This is a genomic window from Rhodobacter sp. P2_H5, assembly GCF_056403335.1.
This window is the reverse complement of sequence record NZ_JBFUFS010000006.1, coordinates 54,692-75,837: the sequence shown is the minus strand read 5'-3', so window position 1 is coordinate 75,837 and position 21,146 is coordinate 54,692. Positions and strand designations below refer to the sequence as shown.

Below are 21,146 nucleotides of genomic sequence, written 5' to 3'. Positions count from 1 at the left end.
GGGTTACAAATCAGCCGGAACGGGTTCCGCGACCGCGCCCCCATGTGCCATCAGGCGCATGACCTCGTCGCGCAGGGTGGTGACAACGTGATGCACCTCCGCATCGGTCATCTGTGCGTAAAGCGGCACCAGAACTGAATGATCGCGGGCCCTTTCGGACCGGTGCAGCGGGTGGCGGAGCGGCAGATCGGCCTGGGCGGCCTCCATATGCATGCACATGATGCCGCGCCGCGTGGTCACGCCCTTGTCGAGCAGGGCCTGCATCAGCTTGCGCTGGTCGATGCCGTCGTCCAGCCGGATGCAATAGCTTTGCCAGTTCGAGCGTGCCCATTCCGGCTCCACCGGCGTGGTGATGCCCGGGATATCCGCCATCAGGTGATCGTACTCCGCCGCAATCGCCCGGCGGCGGCGGATGATCTCGGGCAGCCGCTTGAGCTGTTCACGCCCGACGGCGGCCTGGATGTCGGTCATCCGGTAATTGTAGCCACGTTCGGGGTAGGCCTCGAATTCGATCTGCGCGGCGGAATGGCGTTTGACATCCGAGATCGACATGCCGTGCTGGCGCCACAATCTGAATTTCGCGTCCAGCGCGGCATGGCGCGTGGTCAGCATGCCGCCCTCGCCGGTGGTGATCACCTTGCGGGGGTGGAAAGAGAAGCAGGCGATGTCGCCATGCGGCTTGCCGATCTTCTCCCAGGCGTCGCCGATCCGGATTTCGGAGCCGATAGCGCAGGCGGCATCCTCGATCAGTGGCAGGCGGTGATCCTTGGCGATCGCCAGAAGAGCGCGCAGGTCGCAGGGCATGCCGATCTGGTGCACGCAGAGGATGGCCTTGGTGCGCGGCGTGATGGCCTTGACCACGGCGGCGGGGCTGATGTTGTAGCCGTTCTCTTCAATGTCGACAAAGATCGGGATGCCGCCGTTTTGCCGGATCGCATTGGCTCCCGCGATGAAGGAATGGCTGACGGTAATTACCTCGTCGCCCGGCCCGATATTAAGCGCCTGACAGGCGAGGTGCAGCGCCGTCGTGCAGTTTGACACCGCGCAGGCGTGGGACGCCCCGACAATGGCGGCGAAATCGGCCTCGAAGGCCGCAACCTGCGGCCCTTGGGACACCCAGCCGGACAGGACGGCGGCGCGGGCAGCATCGGCCTCGGCCTCGCCCAGCAGGGGTTTTGCGATCGGGATCATGCCGCAGCCTCCGCTTTCGCACCTTCCGCGCGTTCCGCCAGCCACCAGGCGATCAGATCGTCCAGGCCCTCGGCCACGTCGATCTGCGGCCGGAAGCCAAGCTGCTCCCACGCCGCCCAGCCCGAGGACAGACGGCGCGGCACCGGATTGACGGCGCGGGCTTCGGCATGGATCGGCACAAGATCGGGCCGCCCCATCCCCTGCGACAGCAGGGAGGCCAGTTGCAGAAGCGAGGTTTCGGTCTCGCTGCCGATGTTGAAGACCGCGTCCGTGACCGGCGCCGTCGCGGCCAGGATGTTTGCCCGGGCCACATCGCGCACGTCGATCATGTCCATGGTCTGCAGCCCGTCGCCAAAGACGATCGGCGGCTCTCCGGCGGCAATGCGCTCCATCCAGCGCACCATCACCTCGGTATAGCGGCCGTGCAGATCCATGCGCGGGCCAAAGACGTTGAAATAGCGCAACGCCACATAATCCAGCCCGTACATGTCGTTGAAGGACCGCAAGAGCCCTTCGCCGAAGGCCTTGGCGGCCCCATACAGCGTGCGGTTGGGATAGGGCGGTTCGGCCTCCGTGGTGGGGAAATGCTCCGCCATCCCGTAGATCGAGGCCGAGGAGGCCATCACGACCTTGCGGGTTCCAAGCTGACGGCAAAGCTGCAAGAGGTCATAGGTCGCCTGCACCATGACCGACATCGCCTCGTCCGGTTCGGCCGCGCAATGGGTGATGCGCAACGCCGCCTGGTGGAACACGGTGTCGGTGCCCGACACCAGGCGCTCCATCAAGGCGGCGTCGCGGATGTCGCCCTTGATCAGGGTCACCCGCCCGCTGGCCATCGCCTGCGCCAGATTGGCGGGCCGGCCGCGGACCATATTGTCCACGACCACGATCTCACGGCATTTTTCCTGGATCAGAAGATCGACGATATGAGAGCCGACAAAGCCGCTGCCGCCCGTCACAAGAACGCGCTTGTCCGCGAGAAGGCTGGTATCTGACATGATTTCTTCCTCTCAGGCCGTCATGAGGGACGGAACGGTGGCAAACCGGTTCACCGCCTCGATGACGATGTTGATGTCGCGCGGCGTCAGATCGGGATGGATCGGCAGCGAAAGCGCGGTTTCGGCGAAGGCCTCGGCAACCGGAAAATCGCCCTTGCCATAGCCCATCGAGGCATAGGCAGGCTGGAAATGGACAGGCTTGGGGTAATGCACGCCGGTCGGCACGCCGACCGCTTCAAGCCTTTTGCGCACCTCGTCCCGGTTGGCCACCTGCAGCGAATAGACGTGGCAGACGTGATCGGTGCCGAACGGCCCCGCCGCGCGGGCAATCTCGGGGGCGAGACCGGCGTGATAGGCATTGGCGACCTTGCGCCGCGCATTGGTCCAGTCCTCCAGATGGCGCAGCTTGACGTCGAGGATCGCGCCCTGGATCGAATCCATCCGGAAGTTGTAGCCCTGCAGGACATGGTTGGCCTTGCCCTGCTGCCCCCAGTCGCGCAGGCAGCGCACCGTCAGGTCATAGGCGCTCGAATTGGTGACCACCGCGCCACCCTCGCCACAAGCCCCGAGGTTCTTGCCGGGATAGAAGCTGAAACAGCCGATGTCGCCGAAATTCCCGGCCCGCACCCCGTCACGCTCGGCGCCATGGGCCTGGGCGGCGTCCTCGATCACGACCAGATCGTGTAGCCGGGCGATGCTGCGGATCGCATCCATGTCGGCAAGCCGACCGTGCAGATGCACCGGCAGGATCGCCCGGGTACGCCTGGTGATCGCCGGAGCGATCTTTTTGGGGTCCATCGTCCAGGTGACCGGGTCGATGTCGACCAGCACCGGCACCGCACCGGTGTAGAGGATCGCCGCAACCGTCGCCACAAAGGTGGTCGGCACCGTGATCACCTCGTCCCCCGGCCCGATCCCGGCAGCCAGAAGCGCCAGGTGCAGGGCGGAGGTGCCGGTATTCACGCCGATCGCGGTCTTGGTGCCGCAATAGCGCGCGAAATTGGCTTCGAAACATTCGACGGGTTCGCCCAGGATGTAATTTCCGCTGCTGAGGGTGGCGAGCACCGCCTCGTTCAGCTCGGGCGCGATGGAACGGTATTGGGCTTGCAGGTCAAGGAACGCAATCATGATGCCTCTCTCTTCAATTCAAGTTCAATCGGTACACCGCGCCGCTTGCTGGACATGCTGGCCGCGGACAAAAGGTCCACCACGCGCATCCCGCTTCTGCCGTCGGACAGGGGCGTGGCGCCGGTCTCGACGCAGCGGACGAATTCCTGCACCTCGGTCAGCAGCGCCTCCTTGGAGGACAGCGCCGGGGCCCGCATGTCCCCGAGCCGGTAGGAAACCATCGATTCATAGGGATTGTCGCCCAGCGCCGCGCCGCGGTCATAGACCTTGACCTTCTCGCTGGTCTGCATGTCGTCATAGATCACCATGCGCCGGCTGCCGCCGATCACGGTCTGGCGGATCTTGACCGGCGCCAGCCAGTTGACGTTCAGATGCGCCATCGCGCCGTCGTCGTAGTAGACCGAGATATGGGCGAGGTTGGCTTGGCTGCCCGCTATGCAATTGGCCGAGCTCGCGGTTACCGCCACCGGCTTCGAGGACATCAGGTGATCGAGTATGGCGAAGTCATGCACCGCCAGGTCCCAGATCACATCGACGTCGCGCTGAAAGATGCCAAGGTTCACCCGGGTCGAGTCGTAATAGTAGATGTCGCCCAGCTCCCCCTCGGCGATCAGCGCCGCGATCTTCTGGACGGCGCCGGTGTAGACGAAGGTGTGGTCCACCATTAGCACCAGCGAGCGGGAGGCGGCCTCCTGCACCAGAATGGCGGCCTTGCCGGGGGTTTCGGCCATCGGTTTTTCCACCAGCACATGCTTGCCCGCCTTCAGCGCCGCCATGGCCAGGGGGAAATGCGTGGTGACCGGGGTCGCGATCATGACCGCATCGACCTTGGGATCGGCGATCATCTCCAGGATGTCACCGGTCAGGCGCGCCGAAGGGTGGCGCAGCGCCGCCCGGGCCCGCGCGGGCTCTGCCATGTCGGCAATCATCTCGACACGGGCGCAACCGGATTCCGCCACCGCGCGGCAAAGGTTCGGTCCCCAGTAGCCATAGCCGGCAATGCCAATATTGATCATGTCCGTAACACCCCCGTGTCAAATGTTCTGCTGTTCTGCGGCTCGCCGCCCCGCCTGGCCGGGCGGATGACACGCGCCGGCACACCCGCCACCGTTGCGCCCTCCGGCACGTCTTTCGTGACCACGGCGCCCGCCCCGACCAGGGCGCCCGCGCCGATCGTCACGCCACACAGGATCGTGGCGTTCGAGCCGATGGCGGCGCCGCGGCACACCAGGGTCGGCTGGCAGGTCCAGTCCTCCGCCCCTTTGAGAGTGCCGTCCGGATTGGTGCTGGCGGGGTACATGTCGTTGGTGAACATCACCCCATGGCCGACAAAAACCTCGTCCTGCAGAACCACGCCTTCGCAAAGGAAGCTGTGCGACGAGATCTTGCAGCGCGCGCCGACGCTGCAGTTCGCTTGAATTTCGACAAAAGGCCCAACCATGGTCTGCGCGCCGATCTGGCAGCGATAGAGATTGACCAGATCCGGATGGGTGATCTTAACCCCGGGCCCAAGCGTGCAATTGTTCACTGGCAAAAGGGTGCTCCACGAAATGACGTTGAAAGCATGTGGTTTAACAGGGCGTTCAAACACGGGACGATTGCCATAAAACCTAACAACCAGCGCCTCTTGCAGAGAAGTTCGCACTTGGGTGCTGATCATCCCAAAACGGCGGAGGGTTGAGACCCGGTTCAACGACTTTCGAAGTTCCGCCCGCTCAAAGGCGGAGAGGGGATGCTGCAAATGGAACAGAATTGACCGCAGCCTCCTTCGTTTGGCGAAAGAGGGCGGATCAAATGATCCATGACCCATCCGGCAATGGCGCATATACCTCAAAAGGCGTATAAGCTCATCCAAAAGGAGTAGGTCGCAATTGGGCGACGGCCGAATCCCGCAGGGCTGGTGCGAATCAACGAAATCTCAATGGCCCGCATCCCGGGCAGCGAAAACGCGCCGAGACCACGCGGAACCCCGCTCACGCGTGAATATCTTGATTATTCATTAATTCCTCTCTGGCAAATTCCCGCTCATCGCGGCGAACGGCGTGCTTTTCCGGCCTCTGACCAAGCATTTGAAGTCCCGCCTAAAAATGCAATTAAGGCAAAAAGTTGCCATAATTCTCGGTTTAAATTCGCCCAAACGAGTGGGAATGCGCTCATCACCGCAATCACATGGTCAGAGGGGGTTTCCCAACTTGATGCTGTCAAGATACCCAAATAGGACGAACACGGATCATTAGACGGCTAAGACCAACAGGCAGGCATCCAAGGATCCAGGCAAGGCTCACAAGAGAAGGAGAGTAAAATATGGCTTCGTATTACGTAGATGTGCACGGCAGCGACTCCGCGATCGGCAGTTCGGCTTCCCCTTTCAAGACGATCAATGCGGCGCTGAGTGCAAATCTGAAGCCAGGCGACGAAATCATTGTGCGGGCAGGCACTTACAACGAAACGCTGAACATCAACAAGGGCGGTTCGGCCGCCGGTGACGTCACGATCCACGCCGAGGTTCCAGGGCAGGTCCTGATCCGGCCGACGACCGGCTATGACGCGGTCGATGTGAACGCGAACTATGTCACCATCGAAGGGTTCGACATCGCCGGGGCCAAGGGCGATGGCGTCCAGGCCAATGGCGTGCACCACATCACCGTCCGCAACAACGTCGTCCACGACAACGGCGAGTCCGGTATCCAGTTCAATTATTCAGACTTCATCACCGTCGAAGGCAACGAGACCTACGCCAACGCAAGTTCGGGCTGGTTCTCGGGGATCTCGATCTATGAAAACCGCAACATCACCGGCGACACCTCGACGACCGGGTACCGGACGATCGTGCGCAACAACTACTCGCACGACAACGTCACGAAAAGCGGCGAGCATACTGATGGCAATGGCATCATCATCGATGACTTCCAAAGCACCCAGACGAGCGGCTATGCCAGCTACAACTTCGCCACACTGGTCGACAGCAATGTCGTCTCCGGCAACGGCGGCAAGGGCATTCAGGTGACGTGGAGCGACAATGTCACGGTGAGCGGCAACACCGCCTATCACAACAACGTCGACCTCGCGAACACCGGCACCTGGCGCGGCGAGATTTCGAATGCGCAGTCCAGCAACAACACCTTCGTCAACAACATCGCCGTCGCCGACAATTCCATCAAGGGCAACACCGCCTTCGACAACAACTCCTACGGCGGATATATCAACAAGGGCACGGTTTTCTACAATAACGTGCTGTACAATGGGGTTGCGGGGCAACTGTCGTTCAAGAACGACGGCGGAAACACGGTGGCAACAGCCGCGAACCATAACGAGATCGGTGTGAACCCGCTCTTCGTGAATGCCGCAGCCGGCAATTTCAACCTCTCCGCGGGCTCTGCCGCCATCAACGCCGGCACCGCAGCTTTCGGTTTGGGCAAGACGGACGTGAACGGTGATATCCGGGTGGTCGGAACGGTCGATATCGGCGCACAGGAGTATGGATCCACCCCTTTTTTGTCCGGCGCCCACGCGATCGGTGAATCCGGCATCGTGTCGGTAAACCAAGCCGACCGCACAGAGTGGCACACGGTCACTTTTGCAACGGCGCTCGACAATCCGTCAGTGGTGATGGGGCCGATGACGATGAACGGGACGCAGTCGGGCTCTGTGGTCGTGCGGAACGTCACGAACACCGGTTTCGAATACCAGATCAAAGAGTGGAACTACCTGGACGGCACCCACGTGACCGAGCAGATCAGCTGGATGGCGGTCGATGCCGGCACCCATACTCTGGCCAATGGCCAGGTGATCGTGGCCGGTTCGACGACGGCCACCGGGGCTACGTCCAATGTGGCGTTGAATGGGGCGTCCTTCCACACCAAGCCGCTGATCATGGCGCAGGTCGCCTCGGACAATCAGACGGCGACCGTGACAGACCGGATTGGCGCGGTCGGGGCCAATGGCTTCCAGCTGACGCTGGATCAGCAAGAGGCCAACACCGGCGTCATCAAGGCCGAAACCGTGCACTGGATTGCGCTTGATGCCGGTGACGGCAGCAATGGCGGCTTGCTGGCCGGCAGCATCGGCGCGATCGACGACAAGGGCGCTACCCTGAACATGACGGGTGCCTTTGGCAATGACCACTTTGCCTTCATCTCCGACATGCAGACGCTGAACGGAACCGATACCGCTGATCTGCGGCTGAACAACGTGTTCACCGATGGCGTCTCGCTCTTCGTGCAGGAGGAACAGTCCGGCGACAAGGAGATGAACCATGTGAACGAAGTCGCAGGTTACGTCGCGCTTGACCCTGGCCTGATCTACGGGGACGCGCTGCTGGCCTGAGGGCGCTGAAACGCACCATTGCGCCGGGCGGATTGTCTGAAAAGACGAACCGTCCGGCGTTTTCATGTCGTCTCTCAGCATAGGGCGCGCGCCCATTGGACGCCCGCATCAGGGCCTGCGCCTTAGGCGGCATCGCATGGCACCTCTGCCGCTGTCAGCCGGTTGCACTGCGTAGAATCTGCCCCGATTCCCCCGCCCGCCCCTTCCCATCAACAGAGGTAGCAAACGCGCGCAAAAGGATGAGCGCCCCGCCAATTCTTGCCCCTGATGCTGAACCTTCGGCGAGAGGGGCACCATTCTCCGATGCAAATTGCTTCCGGGCTTCCGCCGAATTTATGCCGCCGTAGTCAACCCGCCACATAAGAGCGGCCAGAAATCCCGACTAGTCTGCCTTGTAGAATTGACGAGGCCCTATCCTGGTCCTGGCATTTTCCAGGCGGATCATACTGGTGGGAAACAATGGATCTGAACCCGATTTCCGACGAAGGTCACAAAACCGGCGCGGCGCGTCATGTTTCCGATGCGAGCGCCAGAGCCCTGGCATTTCTGGCGCCCCCTGATCAGGAAATGCCGTCGACCAGCCGCAGCGGCAATTTTTACAGTCTGGACACGGGCTTGCCGGATGGCAGCCAGCCGATGGCCCCGCTCGCCTCCTCCCTCATGGGGCAGGAAGAGCAAGGCTCCACGGTCTCGCTCCACGCCCAGGGTGGCAACGGGCACGGCGGCTTCTCCACCACGGGCGGCCTCCATTCCGGCGCGGATGCGGGACAGGGTGGCTCGGTCCACGGTGGCCTGCCGGACTTCGCCCAGGGCGGTCTGACCATGTCGGGCCATTGGGGAGAGATCGGCGGTACCGCGCATGCGACCTCGCTGGAGATGTCGCCGATTTCGGTATCCGCGATGTTCACGCCGGGCGCAAGCGCGCCTGGGGCCAGCCCGCTGTCCGCCGCGATCACAGGCAGCGATACGTTCGTGCTGAACCTTGGCGGCGGCAACGATGCGGCCCACCTTGTGGCTTCCGCACCGACCAATGCGCCTGCCCTCCTGATCTTGCCGGAAGCCACCGCCGCCATCAGCGTGGCCCCCGAGGCGCCGGCTGAAGCGCCGCTGGCGGGTCTTGCGGCGAACGGGACGACGAACTCTGCCATCGTGCTGGAAAACCAGAAGCAGGGTGTCGCGCGGGAGATCTGGGACGCGGCCACCAGCAAGAACATCGAGGGTTTTGCGACCGATATTAGCGTCAACCACGGCAGCGACATCTCCTTCAAGATCAACATCAACACCACGCCGGGTAACAACATTCCCTATCATGTCGAGATCTATCGCCTCGGCTATTACGGCGGCGATGGCGCCACGCTTGTGACCACGCTGAACGGCCTGCACGGCAGCGCCCAGGCCCAGGCCCTGACCGATGCGCGCGGCGTGGTCGATGCCGGCAACTGGGCGGTTTCGACGACCTGGCACACGCCCGCCGATGCCACTTCGGGGGTTTATCTGGCCAAGGTGGTGCGGGACGACACCCACGAAAGCAACCAGATCCCCTTCATCATCCGGCAGGACGAAGCCCGGGCCGATGGCAGCCACAGCGACATCGTGCTGCAGACCTCCGACACGACCTGGCAGGCCTATAACGGCTGGGGCGGCAACAATGGCAAGCTCGGGGGCAACTTCTATGGCGGCTCCAACCAGACGCCGATCCCGACCGCCGACCCCGGCCCCTTTGGAGCGGACCGGGCCTACGCGGTGTCTTACAACCGGCCGATCCTGACCCGCGATGGCGGCGGCACCGCCTCCGGCCCGCAGGACTATCTGTTCGGCGCGGATTTTGCCGCGATCTCCTACCTCGAAAAGAACGGCTACGACGTCAGCTATATCTCGGGCGTCGACACCGACCGGCTCGGGGCGAGCGCCCTGCTCGGCCACAAGGCGTTTCTTTCGGTCGGGCATGATGAATACTGGTCCGGCGGGCAGCGTGCCAATGTCGAGGCCGCACGGGCCGCCGGGGTCAACCTTCTGTTCTGGGGCGGCAACGACGTCTATTGGAAAACCCGCTACGAGAAGAGCATCGACAGCTCTGCCACCGATTACCGCACCCTCGTGTGCTACAAGGAAACCTGGGCCAATAATTCGCTGACGGCGGGGCCGCAGGACTATGCCAACATCGACCCCTCCGATCAGTGGACGGGAACCTGGCGCGATCTGCGCTTTACCGGCGCAGTGGACGCGCAGGGCCATCCGATCGCCGCGGGCGCGAAGCCCGAGAATGCGCTGTTGGGCACGATTTTCGCCGGTGACGGCGGGGTTCCGAATGTGGGCATGGACGTGTCGGCAGCCTTGGGCGGCTTGCGGGTCTGGCGTGACACGTCGGTTTCGGCCGGCGGGGTGAACGACCTTGCACCGGGAATCATCGGCTACGAGTGGAACACCGTGGCCGAGGATGCCTATCGTCCGGCCGGGCTGATCCGGCTGTCCAACACGCTGGTGACCGATCCCGATATCCTGATAGATCAGGGCAACCGGACCGCCCCGGGCACCGGCACCCACAGCCTGACACTGTACCGCGATGCCGCCAGCGGCGCGCTGGTCTTCTCGGCCGGGACGGTGTTCTGGTCCTGGGGCCTGAGCAATGAACACGACAACGGGCCCTATGGGGCCACGATCGCGAACACCGCGGTTCAGCAATTCACCATGAACCTCTTTGCCGACATGGGGATTCAACCTGGCGTGGCGGATCTGGTCCTGGCCTCCGAAGGCTTGGTGCGGGCGACCAAATCGACCGACACGGTCAGCGCCAAGGCCTTCATGAATGCCTTTCCCAATACGGTCGAGGCGCTGAAGTCCTATACGCTGACCGGCACCGCCACCGACGACGACGGCAACGCCGCGACCGCCGATGGCAAGGTGGCGCTGGTCGAAGTCTCGCTCGACAATGGCGTGACGTGGAACCCGGCGACCGGCCTGTCGAACTGGACCTACACCTGGACGCCGGCGACCACCGGCACCTACAACGTTCTGGTGCGCGCGATCGACGACAGCCTCAACCTGCCCTCCAACGGCGTCCTGACCGGCGAGGTCATCACGGTGACGCCGCCGACGCCGCCGACAGAGTACTCGCTGTTCGGTGGTGGTGCGGTGACGGCCCAGCAGAACAACGATTCCACCTCGGTGGAGCTTGGGATGCAGTTCAAGGCAGCCCATGCCGGGGTGATCACCGAGCTGCACTATTACCGCGGGGCCGGCGATGCCACGGATACCGATGTGCGTGCCGGCCATCTGTGGGATGCCGCGGGCCATCTACTGGCCACGGTGACCTTCACCTCGACGCCGGGCCAGGTCGGCTGGCAAACCGCCACCCTGTCGGCGCCCGTCGTGATCCAGGCCGGGGCCACCTACACGGCCTCCTACCGGACGCAGGACAACTACCTGGCGACCGGAGGATATTTCGCGACCGATCATGTCGATGCCTTTGGCGAGCTCACGGCGCCGGGCGGGATCAACGGGGTGTACGTCTATGGCACCAGTCTGGTCGAGCCGACCAGCTCTTACAACGCGTCAAATTACTGGGTCGATGTCAGCTTCCAGCTCGGCGTGCCCTCCAACGCGGCACCGGTCATCACCTCGGGGACGACCTATTCGATGGCCGAGAACAAGGTCGCGGTGGGTGCCGTGACCGCGACGGATAGCAATGGCGACGCACTGACCTATGGCATTGCCGGCGGTGCGGATGCCGGGCTCTTCACGATCAACGCGGTCACCGGGGCGCTGTCCTTTGTGGCACCGCCCAATTACGAGGCGCCCGCGGACAGCGGCGGCAACAACGTCTATGACCTGATCGTCAGCGTCTCCGACAATATCGCATCGGCGGTGACCAAGGCCATTCAGGTCACGGTTACCAATGTCGAGCCGGAAACCCCGCCGCCCGCCGTGGTCTCGCTCTTTGAAAAGGGGGCGGTGACTGCAACCTCCTACAACGATAACGCCGGGCTGGAGCTGGGAATGCGGGTGACCGCGACCCAGGCCGCCAGCGTGACCGAGCTGCGCTATTTCCGCGCCGTCAGCGATTCCAACGATACGGACGTGCGCGACGGCCATATCTGGGACAGCGCCGGTCATTTGCTGGGCACGGTCACCTTTACCTCGACCGTCGGGCAAAGCGGGTGGCAGACCGCCACGCTCGCCACGGCGGTGAACATTCAGGCCGGGCAAACCTATACGGTGTCCTACCACACGCTCGACAATTATGTGGCGACGGGGGGCTACTTCACGACCTCGCACACCGATGCGACGGGAGAGTTGACCGCGCCGGCCGGATCGAACGGGGTCTATGCCTATGGCAGCGGGTTGACCCTACCTGCGGCCACCTATGGCAATACCAACTATTGGGTCGACCTCGGAGTGACGACGAACCAGACCACCGATACGCCGCCGGTCATCACCTCCTCCAACAGCTTCAGCATGGCAGAGAACCAGTTGGCGGTCGGCACCATCTCGGCCACCGACGCGAATGGCGACGCCTTGACCTATGGCATCGCGGGCGGTGCCGATGCAGCGCGGTTCATCATCAATGCCACCACGGGCGCGCTCAGCTTCGCCACGGCGCCGAATTACGAAATTCCGACCGATGTGGGCGCCAACAACATCTACGACCTGACGATCAGCGTGTCGGACGGCATTGCCGCGGCTGTGACCCAGGCCATCCAGGTCACCGTGACGAATGTGGAGCCGGAGCCCCAGGTTGCTCTCGCCACCCTCTTCGGCGCTGGTGACCTTCCCGCGGTCACAGTCACCAACGATCCGGCGAATTACGAGCTTGGCACCAAGTTCGTGGCCAATGCCGCAGGCTCGGTGAGCGAGTTGCGCTACTATCGCGGCGCAGCTGATGCCACGGACACCGACATCCGGACCCTGCATCTGTGGACAACCGCCGGGCAGCTTCTGGCCACGGTGACCGTGCAATCCGATCCGGGCGCCGTGGGCTGGCAGGTTGGCACGCTGGCCGCACCCGTCACGTTGGCCAACGGCGGCAGCTACATCGTCTCCTATGGCACGACGCAGAACTATGTGGCCACCAACAACTACTTCAACACCAGCCACGGTGGCACTGCCGGCCTGCTGACCGCCCCCTCCGGCGGCAACGGGGTGTTCTCGACCGGCGGTCCCGGCGCCTTCCCGACCCAGACCTATCTCAATTCCAACTACTGGACCGATGTCGCCTTCACCCCCGATCCGGTCGGGGCGCCGCAAAACCTGGGGCTGATGGCATCGGCCGACGAATTCTCCTTCGCGCTGGCTTCGGCGTCGATGCACGACCACGACATGGCCTTCGCCTAGCGCTGGAGGCCGCAGCTTCGGGAAGCGGGCGGGGCCAAACGGCCCCGCCCTAACTCCGCGCTCAATAGCCGGTATTTGCGCTGAACAGGGCGTGAAAGTCGGCGACCTCATTGGCCGCCGCATCCGACACGGCCCAGAAGGTCAGCCCGCCCGCCGACCATTTGGTGAAGTTGTAACCGTCGAGCGTGCTGGCCACCGGATGGGCGAACCTTGCCGTATCCGGCGAGATGAAAAGGTTGATCACATGGTTGTTGCGCCGGTAAACCAGCGCCGCAACCACCCGTCCGCCGAAGTAATCGACCCGGCCGCCCACCAGCGGATAGCCCTGTGCCACCAGATCCACTACCGGCGGGGAAAAGTCGATCTTGCCGTTGAACCAGGGCCGCACCGTATGGCGGTCCGAGGTTTCGACATCCACCAGATGGTTGGCGAGCATCGAGCGGATATGGCTGGCCAGGATCTGGTCCTGCAGATCGTCGCCGCGCAGCGGGTTGAACGAAAGGACCACCACCGCCGCCAAGGCGGCAAACGTCGGAACAGCGCCCCAGCGCCGCAGAACCGCCCAGCCGCGATCCAGCAGCGCACCCTTGGCAGAAGCGGCCTTCGCCAGACGGTGATCGCGGGCGCTTTCCGCCGCGAGCGCCGCCATCACCGCGCTGCGGGCGGCATCGGGCATCGCCCAGCGCACCTGCGTCTGGCCAACTTTCTCCCGCAGGGCGCGCAGATCGGACAGCGCGTCGCGACAGGCGGCGCAACCCGCCAGATGGCGCTCCACCTCAAGGCTGTGCAGGGCGTCAAGCTCGCCATCGGCAAAACTGTGCAGACGGTCGGCCCAGTCCGGGCAAGCTTGCTCTGCGGCTTGGCTCATGGTGCTGTTCCCTCTTGCTTGCAAAGTTCCGTCCAGGCCAGGCTGAACTCCTGCCGCGCCCGCGCCAGCCGTGACATGACGGTGCCGATCGGCACCTCGATCATCTCGGCGATCTGGCGATAGGAAAAATCCTCGAACTCGCGCAGCACCAGGACCTCGCGCATCGGTTCCGGCAGGGCGCCGATCACCGCACGCACCCGCTGCTGTTCCGAGCGGCGGATCAGGCCCATCTCGGGCGTATCCTCGTCCGAGGGCAGATCATAGGCACCGGCGCCCTCTGGTCCGTCGCCGCCCGGTCCATCCCCCAGAGGTGTCTCCTTGAAGGCCCGCTCGCGCCCGCTGCGCGCCCAGCCCCGGTAGCAGTTGCGCACAATGGCAAAGACCCAGGCCCGCGCATCCCCGCCGCGAAACTGCGCAAAGCCACGATGCGCCCGCAGAAAGGCCTCCTGCACGATATCCTGCGCCGCATCGGCATCACGGCTGAGAAAGCGCGCGAAGTTATAGGCCGCGTCCAGATGCGGCAGGATGGTGGCATCGAACTGCGCCTGCGCCACCGGCTGCGGCGCGGGTTTCAGGAAGTTCCTCATCCTCTGACCCCAAGGCCGCAAGCGGCGCGCCTGCCATGGCGCAGGGCCCCGGACCCCCGGTTGTGAATTCGCGTCATTCCTTCTCCGGCATTGCAGAATCGTGGCGCGGCCCGGCGGGTAGAGCGGGGCCCGTTGCAGACTAGACCGGTTTGGACGGCGGTTTATTCCCTGCTCTGCAAACAATTTGGTGATCAGGGGGCCTTGCCGGACATAGGCCCGAAAAATCGCCCCGTGGCGCCGATTTTCCGGGAATTTTCGGCTGCGGAAGGAATAAACCGGCGGGCCGCGGGCTCTTGCTTGGCAGTGGGGCACAAAAGGTGCGGCCCATGACGACAAGACTTCCCTTCAACCGGAGATCCCAGAATGACACATCTGACACGCCGCGGCGTGCTTGGTTCTGCTGCCGCCGCCGCTGCCTTCGGGCTTGCCGGCAAGCTTGAGTTCCTGACGCCCGCTTTCGCCGAGACCGGGGACGAGCCGACCGTGGGCTTTCACCGCTACATGGTCGGCGATGTTGAAGTGACTGCGATCTATGACGGGATCTGGCGCAAACCGCATGACCCGGCCTTCATCAAGAATGCCACGGTGGATGACGTGAAGGCTGCACTGGCCGCGGCGCATCTGCCGACCGATTTCATGCCGATCCCGGTGACCGTGCTGGTGCTGAAGATGGGCGACCGGCTGGTGATGATGGATGCGGGCTCGGGCGTTGGCCAATGGCAGGCCAATGCGACCAACCTGCCCAAGAACATGGCCGCCGCCGGGATCGACTATAAACAGATCACCACCATCGTCATCTCGCATTTCCACCCCGACCACGTCTGGGGCCTGATGGAGAAGGGCACCAACGCGCCGATCTTCCCGAATGCCGAGCTGATCGTGAACGCGGTCGAATACAACTGGTGGACGGATCCCGCCCGCCTTGATCAGCTGCCCGAGGGTCGCAAGCCGGCCGGCAAGCGCATCGCCTCGGTCTTCCCGACCTGGAAGAACTGGACCCTGGTCGAGGACGGGGCCGAGGTGCTGCCCGGGATGCATATCCTCGCCGCGCCCGGCCATACACCCGGGCATTCGGCCTTCCTGATCGATGCCGGCAGCGAACAGCTGATGGTTTCCGGCGACACGATGTATGTGCCCGCCCTTCTGGCGCCGCATCCGGAGTGGCAGGGCACTTATGATCAGGACGGCCCGACCGCGATTGCGACCCGCCGCCGTCTGATCGACCGGGCGATTGCCGACAACATCAAGATCACCGGCACTCACTTCCCCTTCCCCGGCGCAGGCACCTTCGTCAAGGACGGCGCCGCCTATGGCTTCATGCCGGCGCAGCTGGGCTGACCCTGAAAGGACAAACCATGTCGAAACTGAACCTTTTGCGCGCCCTTGGCCTGTGCCTGATCGGCCTTGCCACCCCCATGGGCCTGGTGCAGCCCGCCTTTGCCGTTGACAACATCGACCCCGGCTCGGCGCCGGACCTGACCTCGGTCCGCGCCAAGATCGCGGCCGAGGACTACAAGGGCGCCCTGGCCGAGCTGCGCGACCTGGCCGAGGACAACCAGCAGGCCGATGTCTACAACTTGCTGGGCTTCACGCTGCGCAAGACCGGCGATTACCAGACCGCGCTGACCTATTACACCAAGGCGCTGGACCTCGACCCCGGGCATCTGGGCGCGCATGAATATCTGGGGGAGCTGTATCTGCAGACCCACGATCTGCCAAAAGCGAATGAACAGTTGGTAATTCTGACCAAGCTGTGCCCCTCAGGGTGTGAGGAGTTGGAGGACCTGCAACAGGCCATCAAGGCCGGGGTCGCCAACTGACCCTTCAGGGCAGGCGCCGCCTGCGCCTGCCCCGCTTCTCTGGCGTGGAGAGCCTGATGAAATTCCCCTGTCCTGTGCCCGGTCAAGCCCTGGCCGATGCGGCGCTTCTGCTGGCGCGCCTGCTTCTGGCGCTGATCTTCCTGCATGAAGGTATGACGCTGGCCACCCATTTCGCCGGCGCGCTGGCGGCCTTTGCCAAGCTCGGGCTTGCACTGCCCGTGCTGATTTTGACCATCGGCGTGCAGATCATCGCCGGCCTGTCGGTGGCCACCGGCTGCTTCACCCGGATCGGCGCGCTGGCGCTTGGGGGGTTCTGCCTGGCCACCGCCCTGCAGATCCACACCAATTTCGCCGTCCAGAACGAGCTTCTGCATTTCGAGAAGGACCTTGCGATTGCCGGGGGGCTTCTGGCGCTTGCCGTCACCGGGCCGGGCCGCCTTGCGCTGGACCGATGCGGGCAAGGCGGGCCGGCCTGGCTCAGGGCGCTGCGGCGCTGAGCTTGGGGTCAAGCTGGAAGGCGGCGGCGAAGAAGTCGATTGCGGCGCGGACCTTTGGCGCCAGAAACCGGCGCGAGGGGTAGACGGCCGAGATCGGAGCGGCCGGCATCGCGAAGGGCTGCAACAGAACCTGGACCTGACCGGTTTCAATCTCGCCCTTGATGAAATGCCAGATCGGAACATTGGCGATGCCCAGGCCATGAAGCGCAGCGGCCAGAACGGCTTCGGTGTTGTCGACCCGGACCGGGCCGGAGACCGGCTGCGCGATTTCTCCCTCGGGCCCGGCAAAGGTCCAGACCGGGCCACCCGCCAGGCCGCCATAAAGAAGACAGCGGTGACCCGACAGGTCGGCCGGATGCAGCGGCGTGCCGTGCCGCGCCAGATAATCCGGCGTCGCCACCACCACCCGCCGCGACACGCCGATCTGCCGCGCGATCAAGCCGCCGTCGTGCACTTTGCCGACCCGCAGGGCCAGGTCGACGCCCTCTTCGATCAGGTCGGTGAAGCGGTCATGCATCACAAGATCAATCTCGATATCGGGATGGCGCGCCATGAACGCCTCCAGCCGGGGGATGACATGCAGTCGCCCGAAGACCCCCGCGCAGGCGAGCCGGAGCCGCCCTGTCGCCCTGCCCCGCTGCCGCCCCACAGCACTTTCCGCCTGCGCCACGGCGTCCAGCGCGTTCAGCGACAGTTCGTAAAAGCTGCGCCCGTCCTCGGTCAGGGTCAGGCTGCGCGTGGTGCGTTGCAGCAGAAGGCAGCCCAAATGATCCTCCAAAGCCGCGACCTGCTTGCTGATCGTGCTTTGCGTGGCGCCGACCGCCCGCGCCGCGGCCGAGAAGCTGCCGCTTTCCACCACCCGGACAAAGACCTGCATGCCTGCCAAACGATCCATCCCGCACCCCACTCATTCGCGCTGCGACTATATGTTAGGAGGATTGGGGCTCTAATTCAAATCATGGGAATGAGTAGATCTGGCATCAGCCGCCGCATGCGGCCCCCTGACCCTTTCCAAAGGAGATGCCCCGATGACCCCGATCAACGTTCCCACCCAAGCCGACGTAAGCCCCGCCAATCAGGCGCTGTTCGACAGCCTGAAGAAAGGGCTCGGCATGGTGCCGAACCTCTACGCGACCATGGCCCTTTCCGAACATGCGCTTGGAAACTACCTGGCCCTGCAGAACGCCAAAAGCAGCCTGACCGGCAAGGCGCGCGAGGTGGTCAATCTGGTGGTGAGCCAGGTCAACACCTGCGACTATTGCCTGGCCGCGCATACCGTCGTGGGCGGCATGGTCGGCTTCACCCCGGCGCAGATCTTGGAGATCCGTGGTGGTCATGCGACCTTCGACGCCAAGCTGGATGCGCTGGCCCGCCTGGTGCAGGACATCGCCACCCGCCGCGGCCATGCCGACCCGGCCCTGGTCGAGGCCTTTTTCACCGCGGGCTGGAGCAAGGAAAACCTAGTCGATGCGATCGTCACGATCGGCGACAAGACCATCTCGAACTATCTGCACGGCACGACGCTGGTGCCGGTGGACTTTCCGCCCGCACCGCCGCTGACGGCCTGAGAGGGCCTGCCGTCAGGCCAGCACGAGGATCTCTTGCGGCGGGATGCCCAGGCGGACCTCGTGCCCGATTTCAGGCAGGGTCTCGCCGGTCCGGTTGAAGCAGTCGATGCCCAGGGTGACATCCTGGGCCATCTCGGCGCGGAAACGGACGATGGCGCCCAGAAACTCGCGCGTCATCAGGCGGCCGGCGAAGGCTTGCGACTTCTCGGCCTCGCCCGGGCTCATCAGTCGCAGCGATTCCGGGCGGAAGGCCAGGGTCAACGCAGTGCCCACAGATTGCGGCACGACCCGGCCCAGCGACATCGGGCCGAGCGGTGTCTCGACCTGACCGGTCGACGCATCCCGCAGGGTGGCGGGCAGCATGTTCAGCGCGCCGATGAACTGGGCGACAAAGCGGCTGGCCGGGCGGTTGTAGATCTGATCCGGCGTGCCGACCTGTTCGGCCCGCCCGCCGTTCATCACGACCACGCGGTCGGAAACCGCCATCGCTTCTTCCTGATCATGGGTCACGAAGAGGGTGGTGATGCCCAGTTCGCGCTGGATGGCGCGGATCTCGCCGCGCAGGGCAACACGGATTTTCGCATCCAGCGCCGAGAGCGGTTCGTCCAGCAGAAGAACCTTGGGGCGCGGCGCAATCGCGCGGGCCAGGGCCACGCGCTGCTGCTGGCCGCCCGACAGTTGATAGGGATAGCGCGCGCCAAAGCCGGACAGGCCGACCATGGCCAGCATCTCGTCCACCCTCCGGGTGATCTCGTCCGCCGGCACGCCGGAGACTTTCAGGCCGAAGGCCACATTCCCCGCCACCGTCAGGTTCGGGAACAGTGCATAGGACTGGAACATCATCCCGATCTTGCGCTGGTTCGGGCGCAGGGCGGTCACGTTCTGCCCGTCGATCTCGATCGCACCCGAGGTCGGCGTTTCAAACCCGGCCACCATCCGCAAAACGGTGGTCTTGCCGCAGCCCGAAGGCCCCAGAAGCGAGATGAACTCGGCATCCTTCAGGCTCAGGTCGAAATTCTTGACCACCGTATTGGCGCCAAAGCTTTTTTGCAGCGCGCGCAGGTTCAGAAGGCTCATGGCGTGGGACTCATCTTCTTGGGCGACAGGCGGAATGACAGGCCTTTGCCGGGCTTCATATGGGCGAAGGCCTGCATCAGGGCCATCAGGATCCAGGTGAGGGCAAAGCTCATGATCGCCAGAGCCGCCGGTTCATAGGCGCGGTCCTGACCAAGCTGCACCATATAGGGGCCGAAGGCGGGGCGGTTGAGCAGGCTCGCGATGGCAAATTCGCCAAGGCAGATCGAAAAGGTCAGGAAGGCGCCGGAGACGACCGCCACCCTTATATTCGGGAAGATCACCGTGGCGATGATCCGCATCCGCGAGGCGCCAAGGCTTTCCGCCGCCTCAGTCAATGTGGCGATGTCGATGGCCGCCATGCCGTTGTCGACCGCGCGGAACATGTAGGGCAAAGACAGCACGACATAGCCGATCACCAGCAGGGCATTGGTGCCCCAATCCGAAGTCGTCAGCGGCAGGAAGGAACTGGAGCCGAACATCCTTATCTGCCCGAAGACCAGCACGACCGGCGGGATGATCAGGGGCAGAAGCGAGATGAACTCCACCACCGGGCGCAGTTTGGGCAGGCGCAGGCGTACCCAATAGGCGGTGGGCACCACCAGCACCGCCCCGATCACGATGGCCGCCGCCGAGGCGAGGATCGAGAAGCTGACGGCATGGAGGAAGACACCATCCTTGAAGACGGATTCATAAGCCGCAAAGGACAGCGTGCCGCGCTTCATCTGCAGGGAAAACTGGAAGGCGGCATAGAGCGGCACGAAGAAATACAGGATAGCGGCCAGCGTGATCAGCGTCGGCCCAAGGCGGAAGCGGGGCTTCATTTCTGCCACCTTTCAGCGCGTTGGCGCAGGAAGAGATAGAGCAGGTTCGACACCGACATGATCAGGATCATCCCCAGCGCCAAGGCATATCCCAGGTTCGGGTTGTACAGCACATTGCCGCGGATCTGCTGGAACAGAAGGATCGGCACGACCGAGAAGTTCGACCCGGTCAAGGCAATCACCGTGGCCAGCGTGCCGAAGGCATTGGCAAACAGCAGAAGAAAGCATCCCATGACCGAAGGCGCCAGAACCGGCGCGCCGACCATCCGCCAGTATTGCCCGTCGCTGGCACCAAGGCTTTCAGCAGCCTCGCGCCATTCGGGCTTAAGCCCTTCCAGCGCGGGGGTGATGACCAGAAGCATCAGGGGCATCTGGAAATAGAGATAAGTGATGGCGAGGCCCCAGAAGGAGAAGAGGGAAAATCCGGTGCCATAAAGGTTGATGCCGAAAATGTCGCGCAGGGCCATGGTCACCAGACCCAGGCGCCCCAAAGTCGCGATGAAGGCGAAGGCCAGCGGAACCCCGGCGAAGTTCGAGGCGACGCCGGAAAAGGTGGTCAGCGCCCGGCGCAGCCAGACCGGCATCCCGCCGAGGATCAGCGCATGGGCCAGCATCAACCCCGCCACCGTGCCGATCGCCGCCGAGGCGAGGCTGAGGCGGATCGACAGCCAGTAAGAGGCGGCGATGGTGGGCGACGCGAGTCCCGCCATATTGGCGAGGGTGAAGCCGCCCTCCGGGCTCTGGAACGCGCCGAGCACGAGGTAGGAGACCGGGGCGATCAGAAACAGGAAGGTGAAGGACAAAAACGGCAAGGCACCCAGCCAGGACCAGTTGAGGCGGCGGGCGGGCAGGACATCTGGGGCGACGCTGGTCTGGGTCACGTTCGCTTACTTTCGCCGGAGGCAAAATGGAAGAAACCCGAAGGGGAGCGGGG

17 protein-coding genes are annotated in these 21,146 nt (G+C 63.9%); 6 read left to right on the top strand and 11 right to left on the bottom strand.

What is annotated here, in order from left to right:
- Positions 1-3 precede the first annotated feature (3 nt).
- From AC1DVR_RS10000 to AC1DVR_RS09980, 5 genes are read right to left on the bottom strand one after another with little or no spacing between them, the layout of a single operon-like run.
- Positions 4-1,191 carry a DegT/DnrJ/EryC1/StrS family aminotransferase gene (locus AC1DVR_RS10000; RefSeq protein WP_478000415.1) on the bottom strand — a complete coding sequence of 396 codons (1,188 nt, stop codon included), beginning with the start codon at positions 1,189-1,191 and terminating at the stop codon, positions 4-6.
- Positions 1,188-2,189 (bottom strand): SDR family NAD(P)-dependent oxidoreductase, encoded by a 1,002-nt coding sequence (locus tag AC1DVR_RS09995; RefSeq protein ID WP_478000414.1) that lies wholly within the window; start codon positions 2,187-2,189, stop codon positions 1,188-1,190. Before AC1DVR_RS09995 ends, AC1DVR_RS10000 begins: the two co-directional genes overlap by 4 nt.
- Before the next feature lie 12 nt (positions 2,190-2,201).
- Positions 2,202-3,317, bottom strand: coding sequence for a DegT/DnrJ/EryC1/StrS family aminotransferase (locus AC1DVR_RS09990; RefSeq protein WP_478000413.1), 1,116 nt, complete (start codon positions 3,315-3,317; stop codon positions 2,202-2,204).
- On the bottom strand, positions 3,314-4,333 hold the full coding sequence (locus tag AC1DVR_RS09985) for a Gfo/Idh/MocA family protein (protein ID WP_478000412.1): 1,020 nt from the start codon (positions 4,331-4,333) through the stop codon (positions 3,314-3,316). Before AC1DVR_RS09985 ends, AC1DVR_RS09990 begins: the two co-directional genes overlap by 4 nt.
- On the bottom strand, positions 4,330-4,851 hold the full coding sequence (locus AC1DVR_RS09980) for an acyltransferase (RefSeq protein ID WP_478000662.1): 522 nt from the start codon (positions 4,849-4,851) through the stop codon (positions 4,330-4,332). Before AC1DVR_RS09980 ends, AC1DVR_RS09985 begins: the two co-directional genes overlap by 4 nt.
- 770 nt (positions 4,852-5,621) lie before the next feature.
- On the opposite strand from AC1DVR_RS09980, the gene AC1DVR_RS09975 reads away from it, so the two are divergent.
- Both AC1DVR_RS09975 and AC1DVR_RS09970 read left to right on the top strand, forming a co-directional pair.
- A complete protein-coding gene (locus tag AC1DVR_RS09975) occupies positions 5,622-7,643 on the top strand; it encodes a right-handed parallel beta-helix repeat-containing protein (RefSeq protein ID WP_478000411.1) in 2,022 nt (673 codons plus the stop codon).
- Between the two features lie 567 nt (positions 7,644-8,210).
- Positions 8,211-12,974 (top strand): DUF4082 domain-containing protein, encoded by a 4,764-nt coding sequence (locus tag AC1DVR_RS09970; protein ID WP_478000410.1) that lies wholly within the window; start codon positions 8,211-8,213, stop codon positions 12,972-12,974.
- A 61-nt stretch (positions 12,975-13,035) separates the two neighbouring features.
- Here the strand turns inward: AC1DVR_RS09970 and AC1DVR_RS09965 are convergent, their stop codons facing one another.
- Positions 13,036-13,842: an anti-sigma factor family protein gene (locus AC1DVR_RS09965; RefSeq protein WP_478000409.1), complete on the bottom strand. Its 807-nt coding sequence runs from the start codon at positions 13,840-13,842 to the stop codon at positions 13,036-13,038.
- Positions 13,839-14,429, bottom strand: coding sequence for a sigma-70 family RNA polymerase sigma factor (locus AC1DVR_RS09960; RefSeq protein ID WP_478000408.1), 591 nt, complete (start codon positions 14,427-14,429; stop codon positions 13,839-13,841). The genes AC1DVR_RS09965 and AC1DVR_RS09960 overlap by 4 nt, the downstream gene beginning before the upstream one ends.
- Before the next feature lie 363 nt (positions 14,430-14,792).
- On the opposite strand from AC1DVR_RS09960, the gene AC1DVR_RS09955 reads away from it, so the two are divergent.
- From AC1DVR_RS09955 to AC1DVR_RS09945, 3 genes are read left to right on the top strand one after another with little or no spacing between them, the layout of a single operon-like run.
- Complete coding sequence (locus AC1DVR_RS09955; RefSeq protein ID WP_478000407.1) at positions 14,793-15,767, top strand: MBL fold metallo-hydrolase; 975 nt, start codon at positions 14,793-14,795, stop codon at positions 15,765-15,767.
- Positions 15,768-15,784: 17 nt separating this feature from the next.
- Positions 15,785-16,249, top strand: a complete 465-nt coding sequence (locus AC1DVR_RS09950) for a tetratricopeptide repeat protein (RefSeq protein ID WP_478000406.1) — start codon at positions 15,785-15,787, stop codon at positions 16,247-16,249.
- Positions 16,250-16,305: 56 nt separating this feature from the next.
- Positions 16,306-16,746, top strand: a complete 441-nt coding sequence (locus AC1DVR_RS09945; protein ID WP_478000405.1) for a DoxX family protein — start codon at positions 16,306-16,308, stop codon at positions 16,744-16,746.
- On the opposite strand, the gene AC1DVR_RS09940 is transcribed toward AC1DVR_RS09945, so the two are convergent.
- On the bottom strand, positions 16,727-17,641 hold the full coding sequence (locus AC1DVR_RS09940) for a LysR family transcriptional regulator (protein WP_478000404.1): 915 nt from the start codon (positions 17,639-17,641) through the stop codon (positions 16,727-16,729). The two genes, AC1DVR_RS09945 and AC1DVR_RS09940, sit on opposite strands and share 20 nt — an antisense overlap.
- Positions 17,642-17,774: 133 nt before the next feature.
- On the opposite strand from AC1DVR_RS09940, the gene AC1DVR_RS09935 reads away from it, so the two are divergent.
- Positions 17,775-18,314, top strand: coding sequence for a carboxymuconolactone decarboxylase family protein (locus tag AC1DVR_RS09935; protein WP_478000403.1), 540 nt, complete (start codon positions 17,775-17,777; stop codon positions 18,312-18,314).
- Between the two features lie 12 nt (positions 18,315-18,326).
- On the opposite strand, the gene AC1DVR_RS09930 is transcribed toward AC1DVR_RS09935, so the two are convergent.
- Genes AC1DVR_RS09930 through AC1DVR_RS09920 form a run of 3 tightly spaced genes read right to left on the bottom strand, consistent with a single transcriptional unit; the run spans position 18,327 to position 21,093 of the window.
- The gene (locus AC1DVR_RS09930) at positions 18,327-19,391 is read right to left on the bottom strand and encodes an ABC transporter ATP-binding protein (RefSeq protein WP_478000402.1); all 1,065 of its coding nucleotides are present in this window, start codon (positions 19,389-19,391) and stop codon (positions 18,327-18,329) included.
- Entirely contained in the window at positions 19,388-20,212 is an 825-nt protein-coding gene (locus tag AC1DVR_RS09925) for an ABC transporter permease (protein WP_478000401.1), read from the bottom strand. Before AC1DVR_RS09925 ends, AC1DVR_RS09930 begins: the two co-directional genes overlap by 4 nt.
- Entirely contained in the window at positions 20,209-21,093 is an 885-nt protein-coding gene (locus tag AC1DVR_RS09920) for an ABC transporter permease (RefSeq protein WP_478000400.1), read from the bottom strand. Before AC1DVR_RS09920 ends, AC1DVR_RS09925 begins: the two co-directional genes overlap by 4 nt.
- Between the last annotated feature and the right edge of the window lie 53 nt (positions 21,094-21,146).

What these genes read in the sequence shown, in the direction of transcription:
- AC1DVR_RS10000 (WP_478000415.1), bottom strand. Translation starts at nt 1,191, where the DNA reads ATGATCCCGATCGCAAAACCCCTGCTGGGCGAGGCCGAGGCCGATGCT.
- AC1DVR_RS09965 (WP_478000409.1), bottom strand. Translation starts at nt 13,842, where the DNA reads ATGAGCCAAGCCGCAGAGCAAGCTTGCCCGGACTGGGCCGACCGTCTG.
- AC1DVR_RS09985 (WP_478000412.1), bottom strand. Translation starts at nt 4,333, where the DNA reads ATGATCAATATTGGCATTGCCGGCTATGGCTACTGGGGACCGAACCTT.
- AC1DVR_RS09995 (WP_478000414.1), bottom strand. Translation starts at nt 2,189, where the DNA reads ATGTCAGATACCAGCCTTCTCGCGGACAAGCGCGTTCTTGTGACGGGC.
- AC1DVR_RS09940 (WP_478000404.1), bottom strand. Translation starts at nt 17,641, where the DNA reads ATGGATCGTTTGGCAGGCATGCAGGTCTTTGTCCGGGTGGTGGAAAGC.
- AC1DVR_RS09990 (WP_478000413.1), bottom strand. Translation starts at nt 3,317, where the DNA reads ATGATTGCGTTCCTTGACCTGCAAGCCCAATACCGTTCCATCGCGCCC.
- AC1DVR_RS09960 (WP_478000408.1), bottom strand. Translation starts at nt 14,429, where the DNA reads ATGAGGAACTTCCTGAAACCCGCGCCGCAGCCGGTGGCGCAGGCGCAG.
- AC1DVR_RS09975 (WP_478000411.1), top strand. Translation starts at nt 5,622, where the DNA reads ATGGCTTCGTATTACGTAGATGTGCACGGCAGCGACTCCGCGATCGGC.
- AC1DVR_RS09955 (WP_478000407.1), top strand. Translation starts at nt 14,793, where the DNA reads ATGACACATCTGACACGCCGCGGCGTGCTTGGTTCTGCTGCCGCCGCC.
- AC1DVR_RS09935 (WP_478000403.1), top strand. Translation starts at nt 17,775, where the DNA reads ATGACCCCGATCAACGTTCCCACCCAAGCCGACGTAAGCCCCGCCAAT.
- AC1DVR_RS09945 (WP_478000405.1), top strand. Translation starts at nt 16,306, where the DNA reads ATGAAATTCCCCTGTCCTGTGCCCGGTCAAGCCCTGGCCGATGCGGCG.
- AC1DVR_RS09950 (WP_478000406.1), top strand. Translation starts at nt 15,785, where the DNA reads ATGTCGAAACTGAACCTTTTGCGCGCCCTTGGCCTGTGCCTGATCGGC.
- AC1DVR_RS09930 (WP_478000402.1), bottom strand. Translation starts at nt 19,391, where the DNA reads ATGAGCCTTCTGAACCTGCGCGCGCTGCAAAAAAGCTTTGGCGCCAAT.
- AC1DVR_RS09970 (WP_478000410.1), top strand. Translation starts at nt 8,211, where the DNA reads ATGCCGTCGACCAGCCGCAGCGGCAATTTTTACAGTCTGGACACGGGC.
- AC1DVR_RS09925 (WP_478000401.1), bottom strand. Translation starts at nt 20,212, where the DNA reads ATGAAGCCCCGCTTCCGCCTTGGGCCGACGCTGATCACGCTGGCCGCT.